Raw genomic sequence first — 26,883 nt, forward strand, 5'->3', positions numbered from 1 at the left:
CGCTTGTCTCGGATCGGCTGCCGAAACGGGTTAATTCCGACGATGTTCGGACGACGACCTCTCCCGGCGACCGTCTCAGAACCGGTCCGTCCGCCCGGCGGCGGCCCAGCCGTCGAGGGGCGCGGCGGTCGGGACGCGCACCCGTCGGCCCTGGAGCGCCGCGACCCGGCCCGCGAACGCCCACCGCTTGCCGTCCCAGGTTTCGTCCCCTCCTCCGGCGGCCGCCGCGCGCTCCTGGTCGCCGAGGTGGGTCCCGAGTGCGACGGCGATGGCGGCGGCCTCCTCGTCGCTGGCGTCGTCGGGGATCGCCCGTGCGATCTCGGCCGTCACGTCCGGCGCGGTCATAGCGGGATGTTGCCGTGCTTCCGGTCGGGCCCGGATTTCCGCTTGCTCGACAGCATTTCGAGGTCCTCGACCAGCACCGAGCGGGTCGCCTCGGGCTCGATCACGTCGTCGACGAAGCCACGTTCGGCGGCGATGTAGGGATTGGCGAAGGTGTCACGATACTCGTCGATGAGTTCCTCGCGGCGGGCCTCGACGTCGTCGGCGTCCTCCAGTTCGTCGTCGTAGAGGATGTTGACCGCGCCCTGGGGCCCCATCACCGCGATCTCGGCCCCCGGCCAGGCGTAGTTGACGTCGGCCTCGATGTGTTTCGAGGCCATCACGTCGTAGGCACCCCCATACGCCTTCCTCGTGATCGTGGTGAGGAGGGGGACCGTGGCCTCGGAGTAGGCGTAGAGGAGTTTCGCGCCGTGTTTGATGATCCCACCCTTCTCCTGCTCCGTTCCGGGCATGAAGCCAGGCACGTCGACGAAGGTCAGGATCGGGATGTTGAACGCATCACAGAATCTGACGAACCGCGAGCCCTTGAGCGAGGCGTCGATGTCGAGGGTGCCCGCGTTTACCCTAGGTTGGTTCGCCACCACGCCGACCGCGCGGCCGTCGAGCCGTGCGAACGCCGTCACGAGATTCCGGGCGTAGGAGTCCGCGACCTCGAACAGCGAGCCCTCGTCGACGATCCGCTCGAGCACCGCGGTCATGTCGTAGGGTTTGCGCGGCGCGTCGGGCACCAGATCCCTGAGGTCGTCGTCGGCGCGTTCCGGGTCGTCCCAGGGGTCGACTCTCGGGGGGTCCTCGACGTTGTTCTGGGGGAGGTACGAGAGCAGTCGGCGGATATCGTCGAGCGCCTGCTCCTCGTCGGCCTCGGAGAAGTGTGCGACGCCGCTCTCGGAGGTGTGGGCCGACGCGCCACCCAACTCCTCGAAGGAGACCTCCTCACCGGTGACGGTCTCGATGACCTCCGGGCCGGTGATGAACATGTGCGAGGTGTCCTCGACCATGAAGATGAAGTCGGTGATCGCCGGCGAGTAGACCGCCCCGCCCGCACACGGGCCCATGATCGCCGAGATCTGGGGGACGACGCCGGAGGCCTGCTGGTTGCGGTGGAAGACCTCGGCGTAGCCCGCGAGGGAGTCGATACCCTCCTGGATCCGCGCGCCGGCGGAGTCGTTGAGCCCGATGATGGGCGCGCCGACCTCCATCGCCTCGTCCATCACCTTACAGACCTTCTCGGCGAACACTTCCCCGAGGGAGCCACCGAAGACGGTGAAGTCGTGGGCGAAGACGAAGACCGTGCGCCCGTCGACGTCGCCGTAGCCCGTGACCACGCCGTCGCCCGAAACTTTCCGCTCGTCCATGTCGAAGTTGGTCGAGCGGTGCGTGCGGAGCTGGTCGAACTCGTGGAAGGTGTCGTCGTCGAGGAAGTAGTCGATCCGCTCGCGCGCGGTCTTCTTTCCCCGCTCGTGCTGGGCCTCGATGCGCTCCTCGCCGCCCCCGAGCGCCGCCGCCCGCTTTCGCTCCCGGAGCTCCTCGATGGGGCTCCCGTCGTCGGCATCGTCGCTCATCGCCACACCCCGTCGAACCTGGCCATACCCCATCATCGATTCGGGGTGGAAAAGGGATTGCGATACCCCGGACGGGAGTGCCGTCGGCCACGGGTAGTAGTAGGTCGGGGTCGAACGGGGTCGCATGAGCGACGACCTCCCCCCGATACTCGACATCCGGGACGCGCTCGACGACATCGAAACCAGCGCCGACGCCGACGTCGCCGACGACCTCGACGCGATCCGGACACGGCTCGACGAACTCGAAGGCCGCGACCGGGCGGACGAACAGTCGGTGGTCGACGACCTCGACGGGCTCGTGCTCGGACTCCGGGAATCGCTCGACGGCGAAGCCGACCGCCGGGCGGAGGGCGTCCAGAATCGTCTCCGAACCTACCGGGACGCGCTGCACGACACCTCGACCACCCTCTCGCTGTCGGGGGCCGAACTCCGTGACGGATCGGGGGATCGTGCCGGCATCGTGGACCACGCGGGCGAGACCGTGAACCTCGTCGGCACGCTCGTCAACGGGGGCGACGCACGCGCGGCGGTGGTCTCGCTCGCCTTTCACGACGACGATGGAGCACCGGTCCGGAAGGTCGAGAGCCACGAGGTGGGTCTCGACCCGGACGAGCGCCGCGACGTCGATTTCACCGTCTACGTCCCCGAGAACGCGACGTACTACGCCACCACGGCGCTCGACGCCGACGACCCGCGGGCGACGAGCGACGCGGACGTCCCCGACGGGAACGAGTAGCCCGGGAACCGCCTACCGAAGCGGGCCGGGAATGATGAAGTAGTCGCCCGCCTCCGGCGTGAGGAACAGGTCCCGGAAGTTGAGGACGACCACGACGACCACCACGGCGAGGATCACCGTCCGGAGGCCCCAGAGCCACACCGTCGCGAGCGAATCGGCGCTCGAACCGGTCCGGAACTCCGCGACGGCGTCCTCGCCGAGCACCCAGCCGACGAAGACCACGACGCCGAGCACCGTGAGGGGGAGCAACAGCGAGACACCGACGCCGTCGAACCAGCTCAGCCACGCGGTGTCCCACGCCGACGGGATCCCGAGAACGAAGGCCACACCACCGAGCGTCGCCGCCGTTCGCCCGCGCAAGAAGCCGTAGTTGTCGACGAGGAACGCCACGGCGGCTTCGAGCAGGCTGATCGAGGACGAGAGCGCCGCGATCAACACCACGCCGAAGAAGACGATGCCGACGATCTGACCGACGATGTCCCCACCGGGGAGGTTCGCCATCGCGGTCGGGATCGAGACGAACACCGCGCCGGGCCCGCTCGTGCTCGCCGAGACGCCCTGGGCGAACAGGAGCGGCAACACCACGAGCCCCGCGATCACGCCGATGGCGGTGTTCGCGATACCGATGGTGACCCCGTCGGCGAGGAGGCTATCGTCCTCGCCGAGGTAGGAGGCGTAGGTTATCATCACGCTGAACCCGACCGAGAGCGAGAAGAACGCCTGCCCGAACGCCGCCGGCAGCACAGTCCCGGCGTTCGAGACGATGGCGTTCAGGTCGGGCTCTAGGAAGAACGCGTAGCCCTCGCCCGCACCGGGGAGGGTCGCCGCGAAGATAGCGAGGCCCACAAGCAGGATCACGATCGCCGGCACCATCACCTTGGTCGCGAGTTCGATGCCGTCCTCGATGCCGAGCGCGACGACCCCGACCGTGATCGCCATGAAGACCACGTGGGTGATGACCGACGACGACCCCACGGAGATCGCCCCGAAGTAGCCCTCGGGCGCGGCGAGCGCTGCCCCGGTGATCGAGCCGCCGATGTACCGGATCACCCAGCCGCCGATCACGCTGTAGTACGAGAGCGTCCAGAAGGAGGCGACGATACCCAGCGCGCCGACCACCCACCACGCGGGATGGTTGAGTTTCTTGAACGCGCCGATCGCGCTGGTGTTCGCGCGCCGGCCGATCACGAACTCGCCGAGCAGTACCGGGATCCCGATCAACAGCACCGCGAAGAGGTAGACGACGAGGAACGCCGCCCCGCCGTTCGCCGACGTCTGGAACGGAAATCGCCAGATGTTGCCCAGTCCGACCGCGCTTCCGACCGCCGCGAGGATGAACCCCGCCCGGGTCGTCCAGGTCTCACGTGTTGCCATGGATGCCGGGTTCCAAACCCGTGGACAAAAGCGTTTGTGAAACGATCGCGTGGTTCGGCCCCGCCGGAGGGCGTATTTCGACCCCGTCAGGTTAGGGAGACAACACGAGTTTGCCGAAGAAGCTGTCCTCGAGCACCGCGCGCTGGGCCTCGCCCGCCTCGTCGAGGTCGTACTCCCGCGCCACGTCGACCGTCAGTTCGCCCTCGTCCATGAGGTAGGCCAGCCGTCGAAGCGCGACCCCGAGGTCCGGCGTGTTGAACATCGACATGAACTGGTAGGAGACGTCCTTGCTCCGGGCGACGCCGTCGTGCTCGAATCCCACCTGCGGGTCGTTCTCCCCGATCCCCACCACCCGCGCACCGGTCGCCGCGACCTCCGCGTCGAACTGGAGGTAGTCGTCGAGGCGGTGGTCGAGGATCACGTCGACGCCCCCCGTCGCGCCGGGGCGGTCGCTCGCGGCCTCGCACACCGCGTCCGCGAGGTTCTCTTCCGAGTAGTCCAGCACGACGTCCGCCCCGAGGTCGGTCAGTCGGTCGCGGTAGCCGGGGCTGGCGGTCGTGACGACGTGTGCGCCCGCCGCGGCCGCGATCTGGACCGCGACGTGGCCGACCCCGCCGCTGCCGCCGTGGACCAGACAGGTCTCGCCGGGTTCGAGGCCCGCGTGGTCGACCAGCGCGCGCCACGCGGTGGCCGCGACGACCCCCGCCGCGCCCGCCTCGGTCGCGTCCACCCCGTCGGGGAGCGCCACGAGATACTCCGTCGGAACGGTGGCGTACTCCGCGTAGCTACCCTGGTGGCTCCGGCCGATCCCGGTGCCGTAGACCCGGTCGCCGTCCTCGAACCCCTCGACACCCTCTCCGACGACAACCACCTCGCCCGCGAAGTCGATACCGGGCGTCATCGGGAGGGTGAACGGCTCGTACGACCCCTCCCGGAAGTAGGTGTCGACGGGGTTCACGCCCGCCGCGTGGACCTCCACCAGTACTTCGTCGTCGGCGGGTTCGGGCCGTTCGACCTCGTCGACCTGGAGCACGTCGGGGCCACCGTGGTCGTGAAAGCGGACTGCGCGCATGGACCCCAATGGACGGCGGGCGAGGAAAAGCCATCGGCGTCGGGTCCGGTCCGTCAGCGCTTTCCGGGGCGGGGGGCTACCGACGTCGATGCGGCTGATCGCCCACCGCGCGTTCGCCAGCTGCTACCCCGAGAACACCCTCGTCGCGATCGAGCGGGCGGTTCCCGACGCCGACATGATAGAGCTCGACGTCCGGCGGTGTGGTTCGGGCGAGCTCGTGGTGGTCCACGACGAAGTCGTCGACCGGATCTCCGCGGGAGTGGGCCGGGTCGACGAGCTCTCCAGCGCCGACCTCTCGAACCTCGACGTGTTCGAGACGGGTACGGGCGTGCCGACGCTCGACGAGGCCGCCGCGGCGATCCCCGCCGACACCGGGATCGTGCTCGAACTCAAGGAGCGCGGGATCGCCGACGACGCGGTGGCCGCCGCCTCCACGGTCGAGAACGAGGTCATCGTCTCGTCGTTCGACGCGGCGGCGCTCGACCAGCTCACCGTCGACGACCCGACCGTCGAACTCGGCTACCTCCTCGGGTTGAACCCCGACCGCGACTTCGAGCACGCGCTCGACCTCGACTGCGCCTACCTCCACCCCCACTGGGGCCACCTGCTCCTGACGGACGCCGTCGACCGCGCCCACGACACCGACATGAAGGTGAACGTCTGGACGATCGACACCGCGTTCGTCGCCGGCCTCCTCGAACGAAAGGGGATCGACGGCGTGATCGCCGACTCGCCCGACGTGCGGTGAGCTCCCGTCGGTGACGTCGGGCTACCGACGACGGCGAAAGTGGCGGTTTTATGCGGGCCGCGCCCGGCCGTCCTAGCGATGCGACTGCACGAGTATCAGGCAAAGGAGGTGTTCGCCGAGGCCGGGATGCCGATCCCGGACTCAGAACTCGCCGAAACCACAGAGGAGGTCGTCGAGGCGGCCGGATCGGTCGGCTATCCGGTCGCGGTGAAAGCACAGGTCCACGTCGGCGGCCGCGGGAAGGCCGGCGGGATCGAGCTCGTCGAGAACGACGAGGAGGCCCGCGAGGCCGCCGAGTCGATCCTCGGGATGGACCTCAAAGGCTACACCGTCGAGCGCGTGCTGGTCGAGGCCGCGGTCGACTTCGTCAACGAGCTCTACGTCGGCGTGACGATGGACCGCGGCGAGGGCAAGCCCGTCGCGATGGTCTCCTCCGAGGGTGGCGTGGAGATCGAGACCGTCGCCGAGGAGACCCCCGAAGCGATCGCACGCGAACACGTCGACCCCGCCTTCGGGATGCATCCCTACCAGGCGCGCCGTGCGGTCTTCGACGCGGGCGTCGATCAGGACGTCGCGACCGACGTCGCGAGCGTGCTCACCACGCTCTATCAGCTCTGGGACGACCGCGACGGGTCGGACGTCGAGGTCAACCCGCTGATGATCACGAGCGACGACGAGGTCGTGGCGGCCGACGCCGTCATGAACATCGACGACGACGCGCTGTTCCGCCAGCCCGACCTCGCCGACATCGAACAGTCCTCCTACGAGAACGACCTCGAAGCCAAGGCCGGCGAGTACGGCTTCGACTACGTCCGCCTGGAGGGCAACGTGGGCATCATCGGCAACGGCGCGGGCCTCGTGATGACCACCCTCGACCTCGTGGACTATTACGGCGGTGAACCCGCCAACTTCCTCGACGTGGGCGGCGGCGCGAAGGCCGAGCGGATCGCGAACGCGCTCGACATGGTCTTCTCCGACGACAACGTCGAGAGCGTGGTCTTCAACATCTTCGGTGGGATCACCCGCGGCGACGAGGTCGCGAAGGGGATCAACAACGCGCTCGAACAGTTCGACGAGATACCGAAACCCGTCGTGGTGCGACTCGCCGGAACGAACTCCGAGGAAGGAATGGAAATCCTGAACGCAGACCTCGTCCAGGTCGAAGAGACCCTCGAAGGAGCCGTGCAACGCGCCGTCGAGAACGCTGACAGTGCCTCCGTCACGGAGGGGTCGCGATGAGCGTGCTCGTCGACGACGACACCCGCGTCGTCGTCCAGGGCATCACGGGCGGCGAGGGCAAGTTCCACACCGGCCAGATGCAGGACTACGGAACCAACGTCGTCGCGGGCGCGGTGCCCGGACGCGGTGGTGAAGAAGTCGAAGGCGTCCCCGTCTACGACACCGTCGACGAGGCCGTCGAGGCCGAGGACGCCAACGCCTCCGTCATCTTCGTGCCGCCGGCGTTCGCCGCCGACGCGGTCTTCGAGTCCCTCGATTCGGACCTCGACCTCGCGGTGGCGATCACCGAGGGCATCCCCACGCAGGACATGGCGAAAGTCAACAAGCGCCTCTCGGAGGTCGACACCCACCTCATCGGGCCGAACTGCCCCGGGATCATCACCCCCGGCGAGGCCAAACTCGGTATCCTGCCGGGCGACATCTTCTCGTCGGGTAACGTCGGCTTCATCTCCCGCTCGGGTACTCTGACCTACCAGGTGGTCGACAGCCTCACCGACCGCGGACTCGGTCAGTCGACCGCCATCGGCATCGGCGGCGACCCGATCATCGGGACGGGCTTCACGGACGCGCTTTCACTGTTCGAAGACGACCCGGACACCGACGCGATCGTGATGTGCGGCGAGATCGGCGGCGAGGACGAGGAGCAGGCCGCCGCGTACATCGACAGCGAGATGGAGACACCTGTTGCGGGCTTCATCGCTGGCCGGACCGCCCCGCCGGGCAAGCGGATGGGCCACGCGGGAGCCATCGTCTCGGGTTCGGGAACCGGCACCGCCGAGAGCAAGATCGACGCGCTCAACGACGCCGGCGTTCCCGTCGGCGACACCCCCGAGGAAGTCGCCGAGAACGTCGAAGACCTGCTGTAGGCCGTCGAGGACGAGTTCGAATTTTCGCGGATCGGGGCGTGTTTTTCGAGAAAGCAGTCGCAGTATCTCCGTCTGCGTTCGTCGTTAGTTATCGCTGAGGAGCGGTCGGCGCTACGGCCGTCGTCGGGCGAACAGCGCCGCGCCGAGCAGCGCGATGGCCGCCCCGACGACACCGAATCCGGGGCCGTTGCTCGACGTCGTTTCGCCGCCAGCGGTCGCGTTTTCGGAGTCACCGCTTCCAGCCGCGGTCGCTCCGCCTGCGGCCGTGGTCTCGTCGGCTTCCGCACCGCCGGCCGTCGCTTCAACCGATGTCGCCTCCGCCTCGCTCGACGTGGCCGCGTCGACGGACGTGCCCCCGTCCGTTGCGACCGCGCCGGTGCTCGTGGCCGCCGTGCTCGCCGTCCCACTGGAGGTCGTCGACGTGCTGGCCGTCGTGTTCTCGACGGTCGTGAGGTTCGCCTGCTGCATTGCCTCGGGATGGAGCGCGCTCGCGACCGTCACCAGCGGAGCCACCAGTCGTGGGCCGGGCTGGCTGATGTAGTTCGCGTTCACGGTCACCGTCTGATTTCGCTGGACCGCTGCGGTGCTGGCGTAAGGCTCCCCCGTTGGGATCGTTGCAGGGCTCGACGTGACGATCCACTGCGGGTTGCGCTCGGCGATCGTCTCGTTGCTGATCTGCTGGTAGCCCTCGATGCCGGCGTTCACCGCGATGTTGTCGCCGCCCGCGGTCTCGACCACGTCGTTGATGAAGGTGTTGTTGCCCACCGCGAACCCGCCGGACTGCGGGTAGAGCACGCGTGGATTCTCCTCGTCCTCGACGGCTTCCTCGACCGCGCTCACCGTCTCCTGGGTCTCGTTGACGGTCTCGGCCGCCGCCGAGCACGAGCCGACGAGGCGACCCGTCGTGTTCACGTCGTCGTAGACGTCGTCGATCGACCCCGCCTCAGTGGATTTGTAGACCGTGAGGCCCGCACCGCGGAGGGTCTCGACCGTCTCGTTCGGGATGATGTTCGCCGCGACCACGAGGTCCGGGTCGGTGCCCACGACCCGCTCGGTGGCGACGGTGTAGCCGTCGGCCTGATAGACATCAGTTCGGTTCTGCGACCCATCGAGGTACGACGTCGTCGGGCCCTGGGGCATCCCGACGACCTTGTCCTGCGCCCCGATCGACCACATGATCTGGGCGGTGCTCGCGCCGATCGCCACCACGCTCTCGGGTTCGCCGTCTATCGTGACGTTGGCTCCCGTCGCGTCGGTCGCCGAGACCGGGAACGAACAGGTCTCGGTCGCCGTCTGTGCCGGTGCGGGGCCGAGCGCGGCGTTCGGTCCCGTCGATACCGCCGCGACCGGCGCGATGCCGGCCATCGTCACTGCGAGGACGAGCAGCGCCCCCACCATCGTGCGTCTCATGTCCTCGGAACGTGCGGCGGTACTCAATAAATATTTATCTAACCCAATCCGAGTTGGCTTCGTGGGAGAGACGTCTACGACGCGTGACGAGCCGACCGCCATCCGTCCGGCACGCGTCGGGAGCCGTGCGATCGCGTGGTCGGTCGGGCTCGTGGTCGCGCTCGTCGCCGTCGTCATCGCGAGCGCGGCGCTCGGTCCGGTGGGGATCGAGTACCCCGTCGTCGCGATGGTGCTTCTCGACGCCCTCCCTCGGCTCTCGTTTTCGGTGCCGGACACCGCCGCGACGATCGTGATGAAGATTCGCCTCCCGCGGATCGCGCTCGCCGCGATCGTGGGATTCGCGCTCGGAGCCGCCGGCACGGTGATGCAGGGGTTCTTCCGCAACCCGATGGCCGACCCCTCGATCATCGGGGTCTCGACCGGGGCGGCGACGGGCGCGGTCGCGTGGATCGTGGTCCCCGTCGTGATCCCCTTCGGCCTCGGTCTCCAGGGGGCGGCGTTCGCGGGCGCGCTGATCGCGGCCTTCGGGGTCTACCTCATCGCCACCGAGCGCGGGCGAACACCGGTCGCCACCCTCCTGCTCGCGGGCGTCGCGGTCCAGACCTTTCTGGGGGCGGTGATATCCTACCTCCTGATCAACTCGGGCGAGAGCCTCGAACGCGTGACCTACTGGCTGATGGGCCACCTCCACAACGCCTCCTGGGGCGACGTGACCACCACGTTCCCGCTCGCCCTCGTCGTCTTTCTCGTCCTCCTCGCCTACACCCGCGACCTCAACGTTCTCCTCCTCGGGGAGAACGAGGCCCACTCGCTCGGGATCGAGGTCGAGCGCAGCAAACGCGTCCTCCTCGCGCTGTCGAGCGTGCTCACCGCCGCCGCGGTCGCCGTCTCGGGCGTGATCGGCTTCGTCGGTCTCATCGTCCCGCACGTGATGCGCCTCCTCGTCGGACCCGACCACCGGATCCTGCTCCCGACGAGCGCGCTCGCAGGGAGCGTCTTCCTGGTGGCCGCCGACACCCTCGCGCGCTCGGGGCCCGCCGAGCTCCCGGTGGGGATCGTGACGGCGGCGGTCGGCGCGCCCTTCTTCCTCTACTTGCTCCGTCGTCGGGAGGTGCGTGCGCTGTGATCGAGGTCCGCGACCTCGGGGTGTCCTACGGCGACGTGGACGCGCTGTCCGGGGTCGACCTCGCCGTCGAGCCGGGCGAGGTCGTCGGCCTCGTCGGCCCGAACGGTGCGGGCAAGACCACGCTGCTGGGCGCGGTCAACGGGCTGGTCACCCCCACGACCGGCACCGTCGCGGTCGGCGGCGACGACGTGTCCCGGCTATCGGCGCGTGCGCTCGCCCGTCGGGTGGCGACGGTCCCCCAGCAGACCGACCTCTCGTTCGCGTTCCCGGTTCGTGAGGTCGTGGCGATGGGCCGAACGCCCTATCGCTCGCGGTTCGAGCGCGTCACGGACGAGGACCGGGAACACACCCGGCGCGCGATGGAGCGCACGGACGTGGCGCGCTTCGCCGACCGCCGGATCGACGAGGTCAGCGGCGGCGAGCGCCAGCGGGTGGTGTTCGCGCGGGCGCTGTGTCAGGACCCGGACGGACTGCTGCTCGACGAACCCACCGCGAGCCTCGACATCAACCACCAAGTGCGCCTGCTCTCGCTCCTCCGGGCGTTCGTCGCCGAGGGCCGGGCGGCGCTGTGTGCGATCCACGACCTCTCGCTCGCCGCCCGGTTCTGTGACCGGCTGGTGTTGCTCGCGGGCGGCACGGTGCTCGCCAGCGGGAGCCCCGGGGAAGTGCTGACGGAGTCGAACGTCGAGCGCGCGTTCGACACCCGCGTCGCGGTGACGCGTCACCCCGTCACGGGAACCCCTGACGTCACGGCACTCGCGGGTGCGGAGGGTCGACGCCTCGACGCGCTCGCGGCGGACGACCGTTGAACTCGGGGAGAAAGCTACAGCGTCGGTCGCTCGTCGGCGGCCGGTGGGTCGGTCGTGGACCCGGCGACGTTGCTGAGACAGGTGGTCACGAGGGCGTTGACGCGCTTCGGGTCGGGCACGTCTCGAAGCGCGAGGTTGACCCCGCCGGTGCCCGCGGTGTAGACCGCGATGTCGCCGTAGGACAGCAGCCGTTCGACCGTCGACTGGTCGAACGAGGTGTTCTGCACCCGGTCGAATCGGACCTGCGTGACCGTTCGCGAGAACAGGCCCGTCTTCTCGTAGACCGCTTTGGTGGTGAAGACGTACCGCGTACTCCAACGGGTGAGGTAGGCCCAGGAGCCGATACAGAGCCCGATCGGAACCGAGACGAGCGGGAGCCACGACGGGCCGGGGAGTGACCCGAGCCGCGAGAGCCAGACCCCGGCGATACAGAGCCCGAAGCCGACCGCGACCGCGGGGAGGGCGGGATAGGTACTCGGGGTGCCGGCCCAGAGCACGCGCTCGTCGCCCGTGAGGTGAACCCACTCGACCGACCCCGCCGCCGAACTCATGTCGTTCCGTTAGGCGCGGCATCGTCTTACGGGTTTTGAACCCGAGCGAGACCGACCGACCATCGATGGTCGATGGAGAAGGGTTACGTTCGTGATGGTTGCCGCCGCGAGTACGATGATTTTTATTCTCCACCGTCGAGGCTCAGGTATCGTGAGTGATCAGCCCGGTTCTCGGGGGAGCAGTAGTGGGAGATGCCAACCGCCGCGCTCCGGTGACGGGACCGGATCCGAGAACGGGACCGACCGGAGCGGTGTGCCCGCGGACGCGACGGTGGCGGGACTCGACGCCCACGAGCGCTCGGTCTCGATCATCATCCCGACGTACAACGAACGCGAGAACATCGAACAGGTCGTCGAACGGTGTCGGGACGCGCTCGCCGAGTACCGCTTCGAGATCGTCGTGATCGACGACGACTCGCCCGACGAGACCTGGCGGTTCGTCGAGGACGAGTACGAGGGGCTGGAGGTGGTGCGGGTGGTCCGCCGAACGGAGGAGTCGGGGCTCGCGACCGCGGTCTCGCGAGGGTTCGACGAGGCGACCTACGAGCTGTGTGCGGTGATCGACGCCGACCTCCAGCACCCCCCCGAGAAGCTCCCAGAGCTCATCGCGGCGTTCGACTCCGGGGCCGACATCGTGATCGGAAGCCGTCACGTTCCCGGCGGCGGCGTCGAGAACTGGTCGCGGTTCCGACGGCTCGTCAGCCGCGGTGCGATGACGATCGCGAAGGCCGCGCTGCCACCGACGCGCGGCATCTCGGACCCGATGAGCGGTTTCTTCGCGGTTCGTCGCGAGATCCTCGCCGGGGTCTCGCTCGCGCCGACCGGCTACAAAATATTGCTCGAGATCCTCCTGAAGTGCGAGTACGACCGCGTCGTCGAGGTGCCGTACGTCTTCACCGAGCGCGAGCGCGGCGAGTCGAAGCTCTCGGCTGGCGAGTACCTCGGTTTCCTCGAACACGTCTACGACCTCCGGCGGGACGGCTACGCGGTCCGGGACCCCCACGCCGCCGTCTCGGTCGACCGAAACCAGCAGTGACCGCGGGCGGGATTCCCGAAACGAACCAATAACCCTAAGCCGGGCTACCCGTATTTCCCGGTACCGAAATGCCCTCCCTCTCGCGCCAACGTCTCGGGGTGGCCCTGGTCCTCGTCGCCGTCGTCGCCGTCGCGGGTTCGCTCGCGGTGAGCGCCGCCACCGGGCCGTCGGCCATCTCCAACGCCAATGCCAACGACAGCGCCGACCGCGGCAAAACCGTCGTCGGGATGCAGGCCGCCGGCCGTGTCTCGATGTTCGACTCGAACGGCAGTCGGCTCTGGACCTTCGGCACCCCCGACACCGACTACTTCGACGTCACGGTGCTCGACAACGGCTCGGTGCTCACGGGCTACATCACCGAGGGCGAACAGGAGTGTGGCCAGTACGAAGCCCCGTGTGCGCGGACGGGGTTCCAGATAATCGACCCCGGCCCCGACGCCAACCCCGACCCGCAGGTCACGAGCGAGTGGTCGTTCCCGGTTCCCGAGATGCTCAACAACGAGGTCCACGACGTCGAGCCGCTCCCCTCCGGCGAGTTCATCATGACCGACATGGCGAACGAGCGGGTCTTCACCGTCGCGCCGAACGGCACGACGACGTGGCAGTGGAACGCGAGCGAGCGCTACGACGCACCCGACGACCCCGTCAGCACCGACTGGCTCCACATCAACGACGTCGACCGGATCGGTGAGGGTCGGTACATGGTGTCGGTCCGGAACGCCAACCAGCTCCTGATAATCCAGCGCGGCGAGGGCGTCGTCGACGTCATCAACGAGGACACCGGCGACGCGGACGACGCGATCTGCAAGGAGAACAACGGCCTCCGTGACTTCAGCAACGACTCGGGCGGCGACGTGCTCTGTGGCGACCCCGAGGTCATGAACCACCAGCACAACCCGCAGTACCTCGGACCGGACGCGATCATGGTCGCCGACTCCGACAACAACCGGATCGTCGAACTCCACAACGAGAGCGGGGGCTGGGACGTCGCCTGGGGCGTCGACTCCTCGAACGACCGGGGCTACAGCTGGCCGCGCGACGCCGACCGCCTTCCCAACGGGAACACCCTGATCACCGACTCGCGCAACGACCGCGTCGTGGAGGTCACACCCAACGGCACGACAATCTGGACCGCCGATACCGGGAGATGGCCCTACGAGGCCGAGCGGTTGCCCGCTCAGGAGACCCTCAACGACAGTAGCCTCCCGCGGATGAACGCCAGCGCCGACTCCGGCACGATCGGCGGTGCGGAGACCAGCATCCCGTTCGTGGGCCAGGCCTACGCGGGGCTCTCGTACGTGGTCTCGCTCCCGCTCTGGTTCGCGCCGTGGCACATCGCGGTCGTCGTCGTGGGCCTGCTGCTCACCATCGTCGGTGGCGGCCTGGTCTGGAGCGGACGGCGGCGAGCCCCCTGAAACGTCGGCAGAAACGCGGACACGGGTGGTATCTTCTACGCCGGGCACATGCAGGCCGGATCATCATGGCTGCGTCACCCCACCGTCCGGTATGGCAAGTGGAACGTATCCGACGAACGAGGACGGATCGCCGGTGTGTGCCAGACCGACCCCCAACGGGGTCTGTCTCCACGAGGTTTCGGTCCCCGGTGCGCCGTGTGCGGACCACCGCGGTCACAGTCCGGTCGAAGCAGCGGAGGTCGTTTGGCGGCCGCGTGACCCCGAGTGGACCCTGTAGCGCGCTCGACGCCTACTCCATGTAGCCGAGGTTCCGAAGCCGCTCTTGAACGTCGTCGTCGCGTTCGACGCCGCCGGTGTCGGCGACGTCGATGCTGTCGAGTCGCTCGTCGAGCGCCGCGTGGAGGTCGGCCCACTCCTCACCGTCGAGGTCCGTGACCGGTGCTTCCTCGCCGGGGTCGGCGTCGAGGTCGAAGCCCTCGATACCGTCGGCGGTGTAGATCAGCTTCCGCGCCGGGGTCCTGACCCCGACCTGGAGCTCGTCGGGGTCGAGCCGACCCGGCTGGGTGGGTGACGAGGCGACCTCCGAGATCGCGTCCGCCGTCTCGATCCCCTCGCCCTCGACCGCCGGTCGAAGCGACCGACCCTGGTAGGAGTCGGGGGCCTCGACGCCGGCGTAATCGAGGATCGTGGGTGCGATGTCGACGTGGCGGACCTGCTCCTCGACGACGTCGGCGTTCGCGCCGTCGGGCGGGCGAACCAGGAACGGGACGTGAACGAGCTCGTCGTAGAGGGCGGGTTCGTGGCCGACCTGGCCGTGTTCGAACAGCGCCTCGCCGTGGTCGGCGGTCACAACCACGAGGGTATCGTCGTCGACGGCCCGGAGGAGCTTACCGACCTTCTCGTCGGCGTGGCGGACCGACGCGGCGTAGAGCCCGCGGATGACCTCGCGCTCGCGCTCGGAGAACGACTCGGGGTCGTGTTGGGCGCGGGTGACGAGCTGGGAGGGCGTGGTGTCGGTCTCGGGGACGCCGACGGCCTCGCGGTGGTGTTTCGGCGGGGTGTAGGGCGCGTGGGGTTCGAGGAGGTGCGTCCAGACGAAGGTGTCCCCGCGAGCGTCGTCGAGCGCCTCGCGTGCGACCTCGATCTCGGCGGCGTCGCCCGTCACCATTCGCAGCGGACCCTGAACGTAGCGGTAGGCCGACTGGACCGCGCGATAGACCGGGCTGTCGAGCGAGAAGTTCTCGAGGAGGAACTGCCGGCCCCGTTCGAGTCCTGGCAATCCGAACTCGCCGACGTCGCGGTAGTCGTCATAGCCCCGACCGTAGCCGTACTTCTCGCCGAGCCACGGGTTTGCGTGCGCACCGACGCAGTGCCAGCCGTTCGGGGAGAGGGCCTCGCTGACCAGGGTCCGGTCGGCACTCAGTTCCTCGTAGCCACCGTAATCGAGCGGGAGCGCCGAGGTGAACACCGCCGGGAAGGCGTAGGGCGTGGCCGGGCCGTGGCTCACGGCCTGTGAGAACACGGTGCCCTCCGCCGCGAGGCGGTCGAGGTTCGGGGTGTGTTCGCCGACCGATCCCGGCATGAACGAGGCGTGGTCGGCACGCCACGCGTCGATGGTGAGCAGGAGCGTCTTCATTGTCCGATCCGCTCGCTCGTGGGTGAACTGTTTTACTATTCGGTGGCGTGTCCCCACGGTCAAAACGTGGTCACGTATACCACGATGGACGTGTGATCACACACCGGACGGACGATGGGCATCCAACGGCAGGATCGTCCGAAACCCCCGTTTTCGTTGGTCTGACCGCCCGAGGGTCCGATAGGCAATACTTAATTGGCTCCGGTCTGTTCTTTCGCGCAATGATTTCGTCCTCCGCCGAGCGCCCTCCTCGTTCCACCGGACCGCAACGACGCACGGACGCCCTCGAAACTCACCCGTCGTTCTGAGATGTCCGGTACACGCGTCGTTCTCTGTCCCCACCTCTCGGTCGAACACTACCGTGGCGGCGAGAAGTGGGTCTGCTCGCTCGCCAACCGTCTCGCCAGCGACGGCGTCGACGTCTCGGTCCGTGCCCTCCCCTACGCGCCCGGTGGCGAGCGCCGCGTCGCGGTGCGGGACGTGCTCGACCCCGACATCCCCTATCGCGAGGCCTGGCACCACGACCTCTCCGAGTTCGACACCGCGTACATCTTCTACAACCCCTTCTCCGAACTCTTCTTCTCCGGCGGTGGCACCCGGATCGCGGGCGTCCACTCCTGGGTGTTCGTCTCGCGGAAGCTCTACGAGGCCCACTACGGTGCGGTGCCCACGGCGGTCAAACTCCTCTATCGAACCGTCGGCAAACGCGACCTCTCGCGGTTCGACGTCGTCCACTCCGTGACCCCGGCCTACGACTCCCCGCACCCGAACACGGTCCACATCCCGAACTTCGTCGACACCGACCGGTTCTCGCCCGACAACGCACCGCTCGACGACGAGTTCACCGTCCTCACCACCGCCGCCCACATCCGCGAGAAGGGCTGGGACACGATACAGGACGTGGCCGAGCGGCTTCCATCGAACGTTCGAGTGGTGACGACCGGCGAGGGCGCGGGGGAGGTCGAGGGACTCGGCTTCCTCGACGAGGACGAACTCGCCGCGGCCTACGCCCGTGCGCACGTCGTGCTCCACCCCGCCCGGGTCGACACCGACAGCATGGTGATAAACGAGGCGTGTGCCTCCGGAACCCCCGTGGTGACGACCCCGCTCTCGACGCACGTCCGGGAGAACGAGGCGGTGTTGCAGGCCGAAACCCCGCGCGGGATGGCCCACGCGATCGCGCTCCTGCACAGCGAGTGGGCTCACGACGACGGCTACGCCGAGCGGTGTGACCGCGCCCGTTCGGAGGGCGAGTCCCACGCCATCGAAGCGGTCTATCCCAAACTCAAGGACCTGCTGCTCTCGCCGCCGACCCGCGAGCGCGGCGGTGACCGAACGGAGGTCCACACGTGAGCGTGCTCGACGAGGTCCGCGAGCGCTCGCTGTTCGACCCCCAGAACAAGCGACTCGTGTTGTACATCGCGGTCGGTCTGGTCGGGGCTGCGATCAATCAGGCCGTCACCGTCGGCAGCTTCAAACTCGGGGTTCCCTATCTGATCGCCGGGGTACTCGGACGCGTTCTCAGTACGCTCTCGAACTACGTGATGAACGACAGCGTGACGTGGCGCGGCCGCGGTGCGGCGGGCTTCGGTCAGTGGTGCTGGCGCGGCGTGAAGTACGTCGCCACCCGTCTCGTGGGTATCGGTATCGGGACCGTTGCACTCGTCGTCTTCTATGACTTCCTGGGGATCCCGTTCTTCTGGGCGAACCTCCTGTCGATGGGTGTCGGCCTGCTCTGGGGCTTCGGCGCGAGCGAGAAGTGGGTCTGGAGTACGGAGGACTCCTCCTGGTCGCTCGACTCCGTGAAGCAGTACTTCGGCGAGGACAAGCGTGAGTAGGCTCTCGGAATCGATCGGCCGCGAGAAAAGCGACACGTCGTTCACCGACCGGGTGACCGGCGCGCTGCCGGCCCGCAACGACCCGACGTGGCTGGTCGTCCTGCTCGCGCTGGCGCTGTTCGTCGGTTTCTCGGTATACACCTCGCTTCTGCACGTCCGCTTCGCGACCACGGGGGCCGACCTCGGGGCGTACACCCACATGTTCTCCTCGACGCTCAACGGGGAGGGCTGGCTCGACAACGGCAAGTACCGCGTCGAACTCCTCTCGTCGTCGTACTGGGGCGCGCACTTCTCGCTGACGTTGCTCGCCTTCATCCCGCTGTTCGCGCTGGTGCCCTCGGTCTACACCCTCCTGGTGGTGAAGTGCTTCGTGCTCGCGGCGAGCGTCGTGGTGCTCTGGGTGCTCGCCCGCGACCGGCTCGGTGCCCGTCTCGGCGGGGTCGTGACGCTCTCGTACGCGTTCAACCCGTTCCTCTGGTCGGCGTGGTCGTTCGATTTCCAAGAACAGATCCTGATCCCGCCCCTCCTGTTCGCGGCCTACTACTGCTATCGGAAGGACCGAACCCTCGCCTTCCTCGTCCTCTTCTCGCTGGTGTTGTTCACCAACGAGTTCGTGATCTTCCCCGCGATCGGCTTCACCGCTGGGCTCGCGGTCGCGGCGGTCCTCGCGGGTCGGGCGCGCGAGAAGGCCCCGGCCATCGTCGGCGCGGTGGTCACCCTCGGGCTGGCGCGGTTCGTCTCCAGCACCGTGATCGAACACTTCAGTCGGGCGAGCGGGCTCCCGGTCTACGTGATCGCCGAACCCCTCCAGGCGTACGTCCAGAGCGGGACGCGGGTGTCGATCCTCGACCTCCTCGGCGTCGTGCTCGCGAACCCCACCGTTCTGATCGATTCGGCGACGTTCGCGGTCGAGGACAAACTCCTCTTCTTCGCGGCGTTCATGCTCCCCGTCCTCTTCCTCGCGCTGTTCGACGAACTCTCGTTGTTCGCGCTCGGCCCGTACCTCGGCTTCGCTTGGATCTTCACCGGCGCGTCGAAGGCGGTCTACTTCGAGTTCGGTGCCCACTACCCGCTTTACCTCCTGCCGTTCGTCTACATCGGGGTCATCCACCTCCTCGCGCGGCTCTCGACCCGATTCGACGGGATCTCGATACCGTCACGGGCGGCGTTTTCGGGGGTCGCCACCGGCGTGCTGGTGCTCTGTCTCGTCGCAGGCATCGCCTCCGGCGGCGGCCACCTCGCAGCCCCGCCGCCGGCGGACGAGGACCACGACGCCGTCCTCCAGACGGCCATCGACTCGATCCCGGCGGACGCGACCCTGCTCGCCCAGAACGACATCTATCCCCACGTCGCCACCCGTCCCAACGCGAGCTTCATCGTGAGCCAGACGACGTTCGAGACCTACGAACAGCGATACGGACCGGTGTCGCCGGAGTACGTCCTGATCGATACGGACCTCAACCCGGACGCGTCCTGGGGACGAACCGTCCAGCGGAGCTTCGGTGAGCGCCTCGGCGACGAGTACGGGCTGCTTCGCTATCAGGACGGCGTCCAGGTCTACCAGCGGGGCTACGAGGGTCGGACCTACGGGGTGACACAGCGCGACCCGAGCCCGCGGACCTACGACGCGAGCGAGTTCGCGACCGAGAACGGGACCCAGGCGAACGGCACCCTCGTGAGCGAGGCGGGCTCCTCGGGCGAGTACGTCTGGTTCGGCCCCTACGACACCCTCGCGCCGGGCAACTACACCGCGACCTTCCGGGTCAACGTCTCCGGCGACGGCGACGACCCCGTGTTGCTGACGCAGGTCGCCGGCGGCGAGGACCACGTGGAGCTCGCGAACGCCACGGTCACGCCCGGCGACGGCTGGCAGAACGTCTCGGTGCCGTTCCGCCTGACCGAGAGCACCTCGGAGCTCGAGTACCGCGGGGTCAGACGGGGCGAGGGTCGGATCGTGCTGGACCGGGTGCGGATATCCTATCCGGAAACCGCAAACACCACGGAGGGCGGGGCGTGATGGAGGAGTACGCATGAGCACCGCCGACCACGTCAGGACCGCCGTCGACCGCCGGGTTCCCGACCGGGGGGACCCGGCGTGGTACGTCCTCGGGTTCGCCCTCCTGCTGTTCGTCGGCTTCTCGGTCTACATGTCGCTGCTCTACCGAAGCTACTGGCTCACTGGCGCGGACTTCGGTACCTACGTCCACATGTTCGCACAGACGGTCGAGGGGAACGGGTTCCTCGAACAGGGCAAGTACACCGCCCGTGGGCCCGAGAGCTCCTACTGGGGCGGACACTTCACCGCCACCCTGCTCGCCTTCCTCCCCGTGTACGCCCTCGTGGAGTCGCCGTACACCCTCATCGTCTCGAAGGCGTTCGTGCTCGCGGCGAGCGTTCCGATGTGCTGGAAGCTCGCGCGCGACCAGCTCAGTAGCACGCGGATCGCCGGGCTGGTGACCGCCTCCTACGCCCTCAACCCCTTCCTCTGGAACGCGTGGCTCTTCGACTTCCAAGAACAGATCCTCCTGCCGATCCTCCTGTTCGCCGGCTACTACGCCTACACCAAGCGCCGGTACGTCACGTTCGTGGTCTTCCTCACGCTGGTGTTGTTCACCAACGAGTTCACCGCGATCCTGGTCGGGGGCTTTCTGGTGGCGCTCGCGGTCATCGCCTACCGCGGGAACCGGCTCCGAGAGGAGGCCCCGATGCTCGCCGTCAGCGCCGTGATACTCGTGGTCTCGCGGGTCGTCGCGGGCTGGGCGATAGGGGTCTACACCGACTCCTCGGGCCTGCCGACCGACGTCGTCTCGCCGGCGTTCCAGGCCTACATCACGGGCTCGCGGGTCACGATCGGGAACCTCGTCGGCATCCTGTTCGCCCACCCCTCGCTCTTCGTCGACGCCATCGCGATCGACCTCTTCGACAAGGTGGTCTTCTTGATCCTCCTGCTCCTGCCGGTGTTGTTCCTCGCCGTGGCCGACGAGGTCACGGTGCTCTCGCTGGTCCCCTTCCTCGGGTTCGCGTGGGTCTTCGCCGGGCGCGACGTCTACTACACCTTCGGCGCACACTACCCCTTCTACCTCCTGCCATTCGTCTACATCGGGGCCATCAGAGTGCTCTCGCGGGTCGACCTCTCGCGACGGCCCGAGTTCGACACCGACGCGTGGTGGAACACGACCCGTGGGGTGCTCTCCGGACTGTTCGCGGTGATCCTCGTCGTGAACCTCGCCGTCGGGGTGGCGATGGGGGCCCAGAAGGACGCCGTCCCGCGCGGTGGCGACGACGTCGAGACGATCAACGAGGCGATCGAGGTGGTCCCGGAGAACGCCTCGTTGATCACCCAGAACGACATCTTCCCGCACGTCGCCACCCGTGACGACGTCACCTTCACCGCGAACCGCACACTCTACTACCGGTACCAACGCGAGAACCCCCCGCCGAGGCCCGAGTACATCCTGATGGACACCGACCTCGAAACCCAGGGCATCGAGTGGTCGCAGCCGTTGCGCACGATCTTCGAGGGCCAGCTCGGTGACGAGTACGGCCTCTACGCCTACGACGGCGACGTCTGGGTGTTCAGACAGGGCTACAACGGGACGACCCGTGGTATCGGTGGCGACTACGGGTTCGACCCCAAAACCTACGAGCTCTCGGATATCGTCCGCAACGAGGCGATCATCATCGACGGCCAGCTCGTCGGCACCGGCGGCCAGGACGGGACCTACTACTGGTACGGTCCGGGTGCGATGCTCCCGCCCGGCGACTACACCGCGACCTTCCAGGTCAACGCCACGAGCACCGGCGACCAGCCCGTCGCCACCCTCGAAGCCGCGACCGGGGCGACCCCGCGGCCGATCGCGAGCGAGAACGTGACGACCACCGACGGCCTCACGAACGTCACCGTCGACTTCTCGCTCGATAGCGTCGAGCCGAACGTGGAACTCCGGGCGAAGCGGGCCGGCGGAACGGGCCGGCTCGCCTTCGAGAACGTCACCGTCTCCGCCCGGAACGACACCCCGAACGCGTCGGCGACGGCCGGGTAGTTCGACCCGAACGGGGGACTGGGCGATGAAGAAACACATTTTCCGCTTCGCGCCCTGTTGTGGGTATGTTCGATAACGCGCGGGCGTACCTCCGCGCCGCGCTCTCGCGGTCCCGGCGGTTCGAACGCCGGGAGGTCCACGACTTCCGCCGGTGGATCGAGAGTTCCAGGAACCTGATCCACCTCTCCGTCCTGCTGTTCGTGCCGCTCCTAGTCGGCCTCGTGACGCTGATCTCGAACGTCGCCGACCTCTCCTTCCTCCTCTTTCCGCCGCTGGCCGCCGGCGCGTATCTCCTGTTCGCCCACCCCGAGGAGCGCTACGCCGCCCCTTGGCGGTTCGTCTCGGGGCTGACCGCCGGTGCGGCGTGTGGCTGGATCGCGGTCGCGACCCTCTCACAGTTCTACTACGCCCCCTCGGCGGCCCAGGAGATCCACGCCGGCGGCGCGGCGCTCGCGATGTTCCTGACCGGGGCGGCGACGTGGGCGTTCGACATCGAGGAGCCGGCGGCGTTCTCGACCGCGCTCCTCGCCGTCGTCGAGCGGGCCTCGGGGTTCGCCTACGTCGTCTCCATCGCGGTGTCGAGCATGATCGTCGCGGGCGTGTTCCTCGTCTGGCACCGCCAGGTCTACTCCCATCGGGCCCGCTACCTCTACCAGTCGACGAAGGGCGACGACCACGTCCTCGTGCCGATGCGCGGCGACCACGCCGACGCCACCGCGATGTTCGGCGGTCGCCTCGCCGCCGCCCACGACGCCGGCAAGGTGGTGCTGTTCGACCTCGTCGACCCCGACGAGGCCGGGGCGAGTGCCACGGAACCGGACTCGGACGGACAGACCGTCGCCACCGACGGTGGGGTGGACGCCGACGCGCCGGAGCCGGGGTCGACGAAACCCCACGCCGGCCGGCTCGAACGGTGTGCGGACGCCGTCGAGGCCACCGTCGGGGTTCCGTGTGAGGTCGTCGTCGCCCGGCGCGGCTCCGAACCACCCGCCAAGACCACGCTCAGGACCGCGCGCGAGTCCAACTGCGATCTGGTGGTCACACCCTACGAGGAGGGCGAAGGCGGGCTGTCGTCGTTCGTGACCTCGCTGTTTCGGACCGACATGGACGTGGTGGTACACCGGTCGATCGACGGACGGACCGAGTGGGGGCGGGTGCTGGTGTCGGTCCGGCAGGCCAGCGACGTCGCCCGGAGCATGCTCGATTTCGCGTGCCGGCTCGCGGGTTCCTCGGGACGGATCGGCGTCTGTCACTGTATCTCGACGGCCGCCGAGCGCCGCGACGCCGAGAGCATGCTCGCCGACCTCGTCGAGACCTTCTCGACCCGCATCGAGACGCGGGTGGCACACGGCCCCGCCGAGGACTTCCTCGCGGCCGCGTCGTCCCACACCGACCTCGTGGTGCTCGGGGCCAGCACCGACCGGAGTGCCGTCTCGCGGTTGCTCGCGCCGGCGACGTTCGAACGGCTCCACGACATCGAGTGCGACGTGGCGATCGTCGACCGTCGGTACCGACCGCTCGACCACAACTGAGTCCTCCCCGGTCCGAAGGCGAGGGTTCTGACCGGTTCTCAGAAAAGGGGGACCAAGGGACGTGGCCCGCTGCGTGGCATCTCGGAGAGTCCTTCGAACCCTCCATCCCGTTGTTCAGCACCCTGGTATAAACACCTTCGTGTCATGGCAGAACGCTATACGGTTTCGCCGAACGTCGCATCTCGGCCCGGGTTCGCCGTCGCTCGGGCTCCTCTGCCGATTAGGACTGTACAATACCGACGGGAGAACCGGACGGTTCCGAACCCGATTCAGACCTGTATCATGTTCTCGCAGTGCGTACAGGGGACCCGGTCCGTGGCGTCGGAGTCGTCGTATTCGCTTTCGTTACCACATTCGCTGCAGGTCACGGTTGCCATGTCCGGCGGTTTCGTGTCGTGGTCACATAGCCCTTCTACCGGCTTGTGCAAACAGACCAGTGTCGGGTTTTCCGACGAGAAACGGGAGGAAGTCGGTGGGGGACCGTCGGGGTCGCCTGTAAAGCCGGACGCGATTTTGCTCATAGAGGGCGTGTCGCGTAGATGGCGGTCGGCCAGCGTTCGGCGATGTTCTACGTCGCGTTCCACGTCGGCATCGCCGATCGCTGGGGATGTGGCGATCGCGACGTCCACGAACAAAGTGCCGCAGGATCCCGATGCAGTCGACCCCTTGAACTGCAAGACGACCGCCACGCTCGAAGGCGAAGACCTCAAGCCGCAGTCGATCGGCGATAGCCAGCACATGCCTTGTGTGCTCGCCGAGTTCGTCGACGCTGTGACCATAGACGTACCACCGTCGACGCCGGCACTGTCCAGAGCGAGTCGTTCGTCGGCGGGGAGGCGGAGTCCGACGCTCTCTGCGCAGGTGGGCTTCGGGAGCGTTACCGCAGATACAGTGAACGCTAGACAGATCAATGGCACCCACTATCTCGATCCCGATCGTGACAACTTCGGAACGGTGCTCAACGAAATGCTCGGCGTCGATTCCGACGCATCCGAGTGCGAGGCCTGGCGTGTTTCGCGAGCTCGCGACAGTCTGATGGGATTCTCGTTCAATAAGAGCGTATGTTTTGTATCCAAATCGATTTGGTTCTCCCTCTACAGCGTAGAATATGGATGTATACAGCCGGATCACTCCCGAACGTCTCCGACGTGGCATCGAGACGCCAGCCCTGATTGGCCGTGAACTCAACCGCTTTTATCATACACGCTTCGAAACACGCCCTCACAACACAGCCGGCATCGACGTCTTCGCCGAAGACTGGGATACGCTTGCTATTGCCGATGCCTGTCCATTGAGTACGTTTGCTACTCATCATACTCTTCCAGGTCAGCTCGAAACGCGGGTATCGCGTGGTTCGAGTACGCCTGAATGGCTCGAAGCTAATTTTACTGGTGACCAGCGCGATACGGTGTACATAACGGCGAACCCTCAATACGAACGCAACCGCGACGACCTCGACATCCGACTCTGCGAAGTTGAGAACGTCTGGGATTCCGAGGGCTGGGATGCGGAATATAGAACTGTACGTCCTGAGACCGTCACTGACGCGGTGCTCGACGCCGCGGACCGTTACCCCAATAAACGACTACTCGTTCATTATATCCAGCCACACTATCCATTTATCGGGCCTACGGGACAGCGCTACTTCGACGGTGATTCACTCTCATTTTGGTCCCGTGTGATGGACGGTAGTGTGAACGCTCCCGACCATGTCCTCTCTCAGGCTCACGACGAGAACTTCAAGCTCATGCTCCCTGCGTTGGAGCGTCTCCTTGACGAACGGGATGGAAAGACGGTCGTAACGGCCGACCACGGTCAGATGCTTGGCCAACGTTCGTTTCCAATTCCGATACGAGAGTGGGGGCACCCACGTGAAACGTACGTCGACGAACTCGTACATGTCCCTTGGCTCGTCCACGAAACCGGTACTCGGCCCGACATCACAAAAGGGGATGCAACCGAAGCAGTAGGCCATTCGGACGATGATCTCTCCGAGCGGCTTGCAGCACTTGGCTACGCGGACTGACGTTCCACGCATACCCAATAGTCACTGTGGCCCGCTGCATTCGGCCGTTTGTATCGGTTGCAACTTGAAAGAGATGCAGTCTACACCTCTATGAAATCGTACGTTCTTTGTACGCTCGTGATTTCCTCGATACTGTGACCACCTCCAAGGAAAACTTATTGCTATTACTAGTACTTTTGTTAGCGAGTCTTCTTGTTGGAATAGAGATTCCAGAGGGAATCGCCTATGTTGCTGTCGCAGCGGTTTATGGCATAGTCCTCATAATTTGTTTTGTTCGGGGTCGTCTCGGAATTGCGTACAGCAGGACATTCTTGTACCTTATCGGCGTCCTGTGGGCAATATTCGTACTGAATGTTGCGTTGAATCCTACCCCAAGATCCTTACTCCGAGGTATTTCATTCATCGTATTTTCTGCGCTCACACTCTTTGTTGTTCCTGGCACGTTTTCACGCGAAGAATTTATAGATGCACTTTCGATTGTCGCAGTTGCGGTAGGGCTAGTAGCCATCCCAATAGGTGCTTCGACATTACTGTCCACTGGTAGTGGCTTCGGTGTCTATGCTACCTCAGGCACATTACTGGGAACCGGAATCGAGCTGCCTGTTTTAATGTCTATATTCGAGAATCCAAACTATCTCGCTACACTCTCTGCATTGGGGCTTGTTGCGTCATTTGGTCTCGCAGATGGTTCACGAAGACGCGAGATCGCTATTTTGTTTGGAGGAGTCTGTCTACTTTCACTCGTTCTTTCGCAGGGTCGAGCCGGGTTCTTAGCGCTGGTAGGGGGAGGAATTGTCTATATCGTATACCGTATTGGAGGGGCTCGTTTTGCGACACCTGTAGTTGTGCTCGGTATTTTGTGCGCGGCCCTGTTTTTCGTATTTGCTGTTGTGAGCATTGGAGGACTTAGGGTTCCCGAATCAGTGCTCAACAATCGGCAAGGCCTGTGGAGTGCAGCGATTGCTGCAATTAGCGAACGCCCATTTCTTGGCTGGGGATTAATCGACACTCCTCAAATCCTTGCGGACCACGGTGCTCCGACACCAGCAGGACACGTTTTCGGAACACATAACAGCTACCTTCGGATGTTTCTGATATCAGGGATTAGCGGAGGGGTGCTCTACCTCGGTGCTATTGGTTACACCCTATACCGTTCCCTCAGAGTAGAAGAGAACTCTCAGGGGAGCGCGGGGTTACCCCTTGCTCTCCTAGTGGTGGTTCTCATCATACACATGTTCAATGGCTCCACGATATTTGGGCTGAGTTTCGTGTCGCTGTTCAGTGCATTGGTCATTGGCTACGGCCAGCAGCCATCAAACCGAATTAACATCACTCGGAAATATAGCGAGATCTCGAAGAAAATTTGCCGGCAGCTGGAAGTAAAAATCTGAGTGGATCAAAGAGATTCTATGGTAGCCCACTGTAGTACACAGCCGCGGTAAGTACCCTAACCCAATGTCCAACGAGCGACTGTATTCCTGTGTTTGCAAGAATAGAGAAAGGGCGAGCGGCAGGTGGCTGA

The 26,883-nt window shown here is 66.4% G+C and carries 22 protein-coding genes; 15 read left to right on the top strand and 7 right to left on the bottom strand.

Features of this window, described 5'->3' with window-relative positions; genetic code table 11:
• Nucleotides 1-75: 75 nt before the first annotated feature.
• Both C447_RS08255 and C447_RS08260 read right to left on the bottom strand, forming a co-directional pair.
• A complete protein-coding gene (locus C447_RS08255; RefSeq protein WP_394295344.1) occupies nt 76-381 on the bottom strand; it encodes an acc operon protein in 306 nt (101 codons plus the stop codon).
• The gene (locus C447_RS08260; protein WP_010612255.1) at nt 342-1,904 is read right to left on the bottom strand and encodes an acyl-CoA carboxylase subunit beta; all 1,563 of its coding nucleotides are present in this window, start codon (nt 1,902-1,904) and stop codon (nt 342-344) included. Before C447_RS08260 ends, C447_RS08255 begins: the two co-directional genes overlap by 40 nt.
• Nucleotides 1,905-2,028: 124 nt before the next feature.
• On the opposite strand from C447_RS08260, the gene C447_RS08265 reads away from it, so the two are divergent.
• Nucleotides 2,029-2,640: a hypothetical protein gene (locus C447_RS08265; protein ID WP_007692809.1), complete on the top strand. Its 612-nt coding sequence runs from the start codon at nt 2,029-2,031 to the stop codon at nt 2,638-2,640.
• A 12-nt stretch (nt 2,641-2,652) separates the two neighbouring features.
• On the opposite strand, the gene C447_RS08270 is transcribed toward C447_RS08265, so the two are convergent.
• On the bottom strand, nt 2,653-4,014 hold the full coding sequence (locus C447_RS08270) for a sodium-dependent transporter (protein WP_007692812.1): 1,362 nt from the start codon (nt 4,012-4,014) through the stop codon (nt 2,653-2,655).
• 91 nt (nt 4,015-4,105) lie between these two features.
• Nucleotides 4,106-5,086, bottom strand: coding sequence for an NADPH:quinone reductase (locus C447_RS08275; protein WP_007692816.1), 981 nt, complete (start codon nt 5,084-5,086; stop codon nt 4,106-4,108).
• An 88-nt stretch (nt 5,087-5,174) separates the two neighbouring features.
• Here C447_RS08275 and C447_RS08280 point away from each other — a divergent pair, with 88 nt between their 5' ends.
• The 3 genes from C447_RS08280 to sucD all read left to right on the top strand — a co-directional run bounded on the left by C447_RS08280 (nt 5,175) and on the right by sucD (nt 7,939).
• Entirely contained in the window at nt 5,175-5,834 is a 660-nt protein-coding gene (locus C447_RS08280) for a glycerophosphodiester phosphodiesterase (RefSeq protein ID WP_007692818.1), read from the top strand.
• A 78-nt stretch (nt 5,835-5,912) separates the two neighbouring features.
• Nucleotides 5,913-7,073, top strand: a complete 1,161-nt coding sequence (sucC, locus tag C447_RS08285) for an ADP-forming succinate--CoA ligase subunit beta (protein WP_007692830.1) — start codon at nt 5,913-5,915, stop codon at nt 7,071-7,073.
• The gene (gene sucD, locus C447_RS08290) at nt 7,070-7,939 is read left to right on the top strand and encodes a succinate--CoA ligase subunit alpha (protein WP_007692831.1); all 870 of its coding nucleotides are present in this window, start codon (nt 7,070-7,072) and stop codon (nt 7,937-7,939) included. The genes sucC and sucD overlap by 4 nt, the downstream gene beginning before the upstream one ends.
• Nucleotides 7,940-8,050: 111 nt before the next feature.
• Here the strand turns inward: sucD and C447_RS08295 are convergent, their stop codons facing one another.
• Entirely contained in the window at nt 8,051-9,349 is a 1,299-nt protein-coding gene (locus C447_RS08295; RefSeq protein ID WP_237713447.1) for a PGF-CTERM-anchored ABC transporter substrate-binding protein, read from the bottom strand.
• 61 nt (nt 9,350-9,410) lie between these two features.
• On the opposite strand from C447_RS08295, the gene btuC reads away from it, so the two are divergent.
• Nucleotides 9,411-10,475, top strand: a complete 1,065-nt coding sequence (btuC, locus tag C447_RS08300) for a vitamin B12 ABC transporter permease BtuC (protein WP_007692833.1) — start codon at nt 9,411-9,413, stop codon at nt 10,473-10,475.
• On the top strand, nt 10,472-11,284 hold the full coding sequence (locus tag C447_RS08305) for a heme ABC transporter ATP-binding protein (protein ID WP_007692834.1): 813 nt from the start codon (nt 10,472-10,474) through the stop codon (nt 11,282-11,284). The genes btuC and C447_RS08305 overlap by 4 nt, the downstream gene beginning before the upstream one ends.
• 14 nt (nt 11,285-11,298) lie before the next feature.
• Here C447_RS08305 and C447_RS08310 read toward each other — a convergent pair whose 3' ends face one another.
• The gene (locus C447_RS08310) at nt 11,299-11,835 is read right to left on the bottom strand and encodes a PH domain-containing protein (RefSeq protein WP_007692835.1); all 537 of its coding nucleotides are present in this window, start codon (nt 11,833-11,835) and stop codon (nt 11,299-11,301) included.
• A 253-nt stretch (nt 11,836-12,088) separates the two neighbouring features.
• Between C447_RS08310 and C447_RS08315 the strand changes: the two genes are divergently transcribed.
• The gene (locus tag C447_RS08315) at nt 12,089-12,871 is read left to right on the top strand and encodes a polyprenol monophosphomannose synthase (protein WP_007692836.1); all 783 of its coding nucleotides are present in this window, start codon (nt 12,089-12,091) and stop codon (nt 12,869-12,871) included.
• Nucleotides 12,872-12,939: 68 nt separating this feature from the next.
• A complete protein-coding gene (locus tag C447_RS08320; RefSeq protein WP_010612637.1) occupies nt 12,940-14,286 on the top strand; it encodes an arylsulfotransferase family protein in 1,347 nt (448 codons plus the stop codon).
• Nucleotides 14,287-14,575: 289 nt separating this feature from the next.
• Here C447_RS08320 and C447_RS08325 read toward each other — a convergent pair whose 3' ends face one another.
• A complete protein-coding gene (locus C447_RS08325; protein ID WP_007692841.1) occupies nt 14,576-15,922 on the bottom strand; it encodes a sulfatase in 1,347 nt (448 codons plus the stop codon).
• A gap of 309 nt (nt 15,923-16,231) precedes the next feature.
• Between C447_RS08325 and C447_RS08330 the strand changes: the two genes are divergently transcribed.
• From C447_RS08330 to C447_RS18325, 7 genes are all read left to right on the top strand, one after another.
• The gene (locus C447_RS08330) at nt 16,232-17,275 is read left to right on the top strand and encodes a glycosyltransferase family 4 protein (RefSeq protein ID WP_007692843.1); all 1,044 of its coding nucleotides are present in this window, start codon (nt 16,232-16,234) and stop codon (nt 17,273-17,275) included.
• Nucleotides 17,272-17,760: a GtrA family protein gene (locus C447_RS08335; protein WP_007692845.1), complete on the top strand. Its 489-nt coding sequence runs from the start codon at nt 17,272-17,274 to the stop codon at nt 17,758-17,760. Before C447_RS08330 ends, C447_RS08335 begins: the two co-directional genes overlap by 4 nt.
• The gene (locus C447_RS08340; protein ID WP_007692846.1) at nt 17,753-19,777 is read left to right on the top strand and encodes a DUF2079 domain-containing protein; all 2,025 of its coding nucleotides are present in this window, start codon (nt 17,753-17,755) and stop codon (nt 19,775-19,777) included. Before C447_RS08335 ends, C447_RS08340 begins: the two co-directional genes overlap by 8 nt.
• Before the next feature lie 13 nt (nt 19,778-19,790).
• Nucleotides 19,791-21,803, top strand: coding sequence for a DUF2079 domain-containing protein (locus tag C447_RS08345; RefSeq protein ID WP_007692848.1), 2,013 nt, complete (start codon nt 19,791-19,793; stop codon nt 21,801-21,803).
• A 65-nt stretch (nt 21,804-21,868) separates the two neighbouring features.
• Nucleotides 21,869-23,335 (top strand): HPP family protein, encoded by a 1,467-nt coding sequence (locus tag C447_RS08350; protein ID WP_007692850.1) that lies wholly within the window; start codon nt 21,869-21,871, stop codon nt 23,333-23,335.
• Nucleotides 23,336-24,443: 1,108 nt separating this feature from the next.
• Nucleotides 24,444-25,361, top strand: coding sequence for an alkaline phosphatase family protein (locus C447_RS17150; RefSeq protein WP_007692854.1), 918 nt, complete (start codon nt 24,444-24,446; stop codon nt 25,359-25,361).
• 134 nt (nt 25,362-25,495) lie between these two features.
• A complete protein-coding gene (locus tag C447_RS18325) occupies nt 25,496-26,752 on the top strand; it encodes an O-antigen ligase family protein (RefSeq protein WP_193361385.1) in 1,257 nt (418 codons plus the stop codon).
• Nucleotides 26,753-26,883: the final 131 nt, after the last annotated feature.

Source organism: Halococcus hamelinensis 100A6 (genome assembly GCF_000336675.1).
Lineage (GTDB): Archaea > Halobacteriota > Halobacteria > Halobacteriales > Halococcaceae > Halococcus > Halococcus hamelinensis.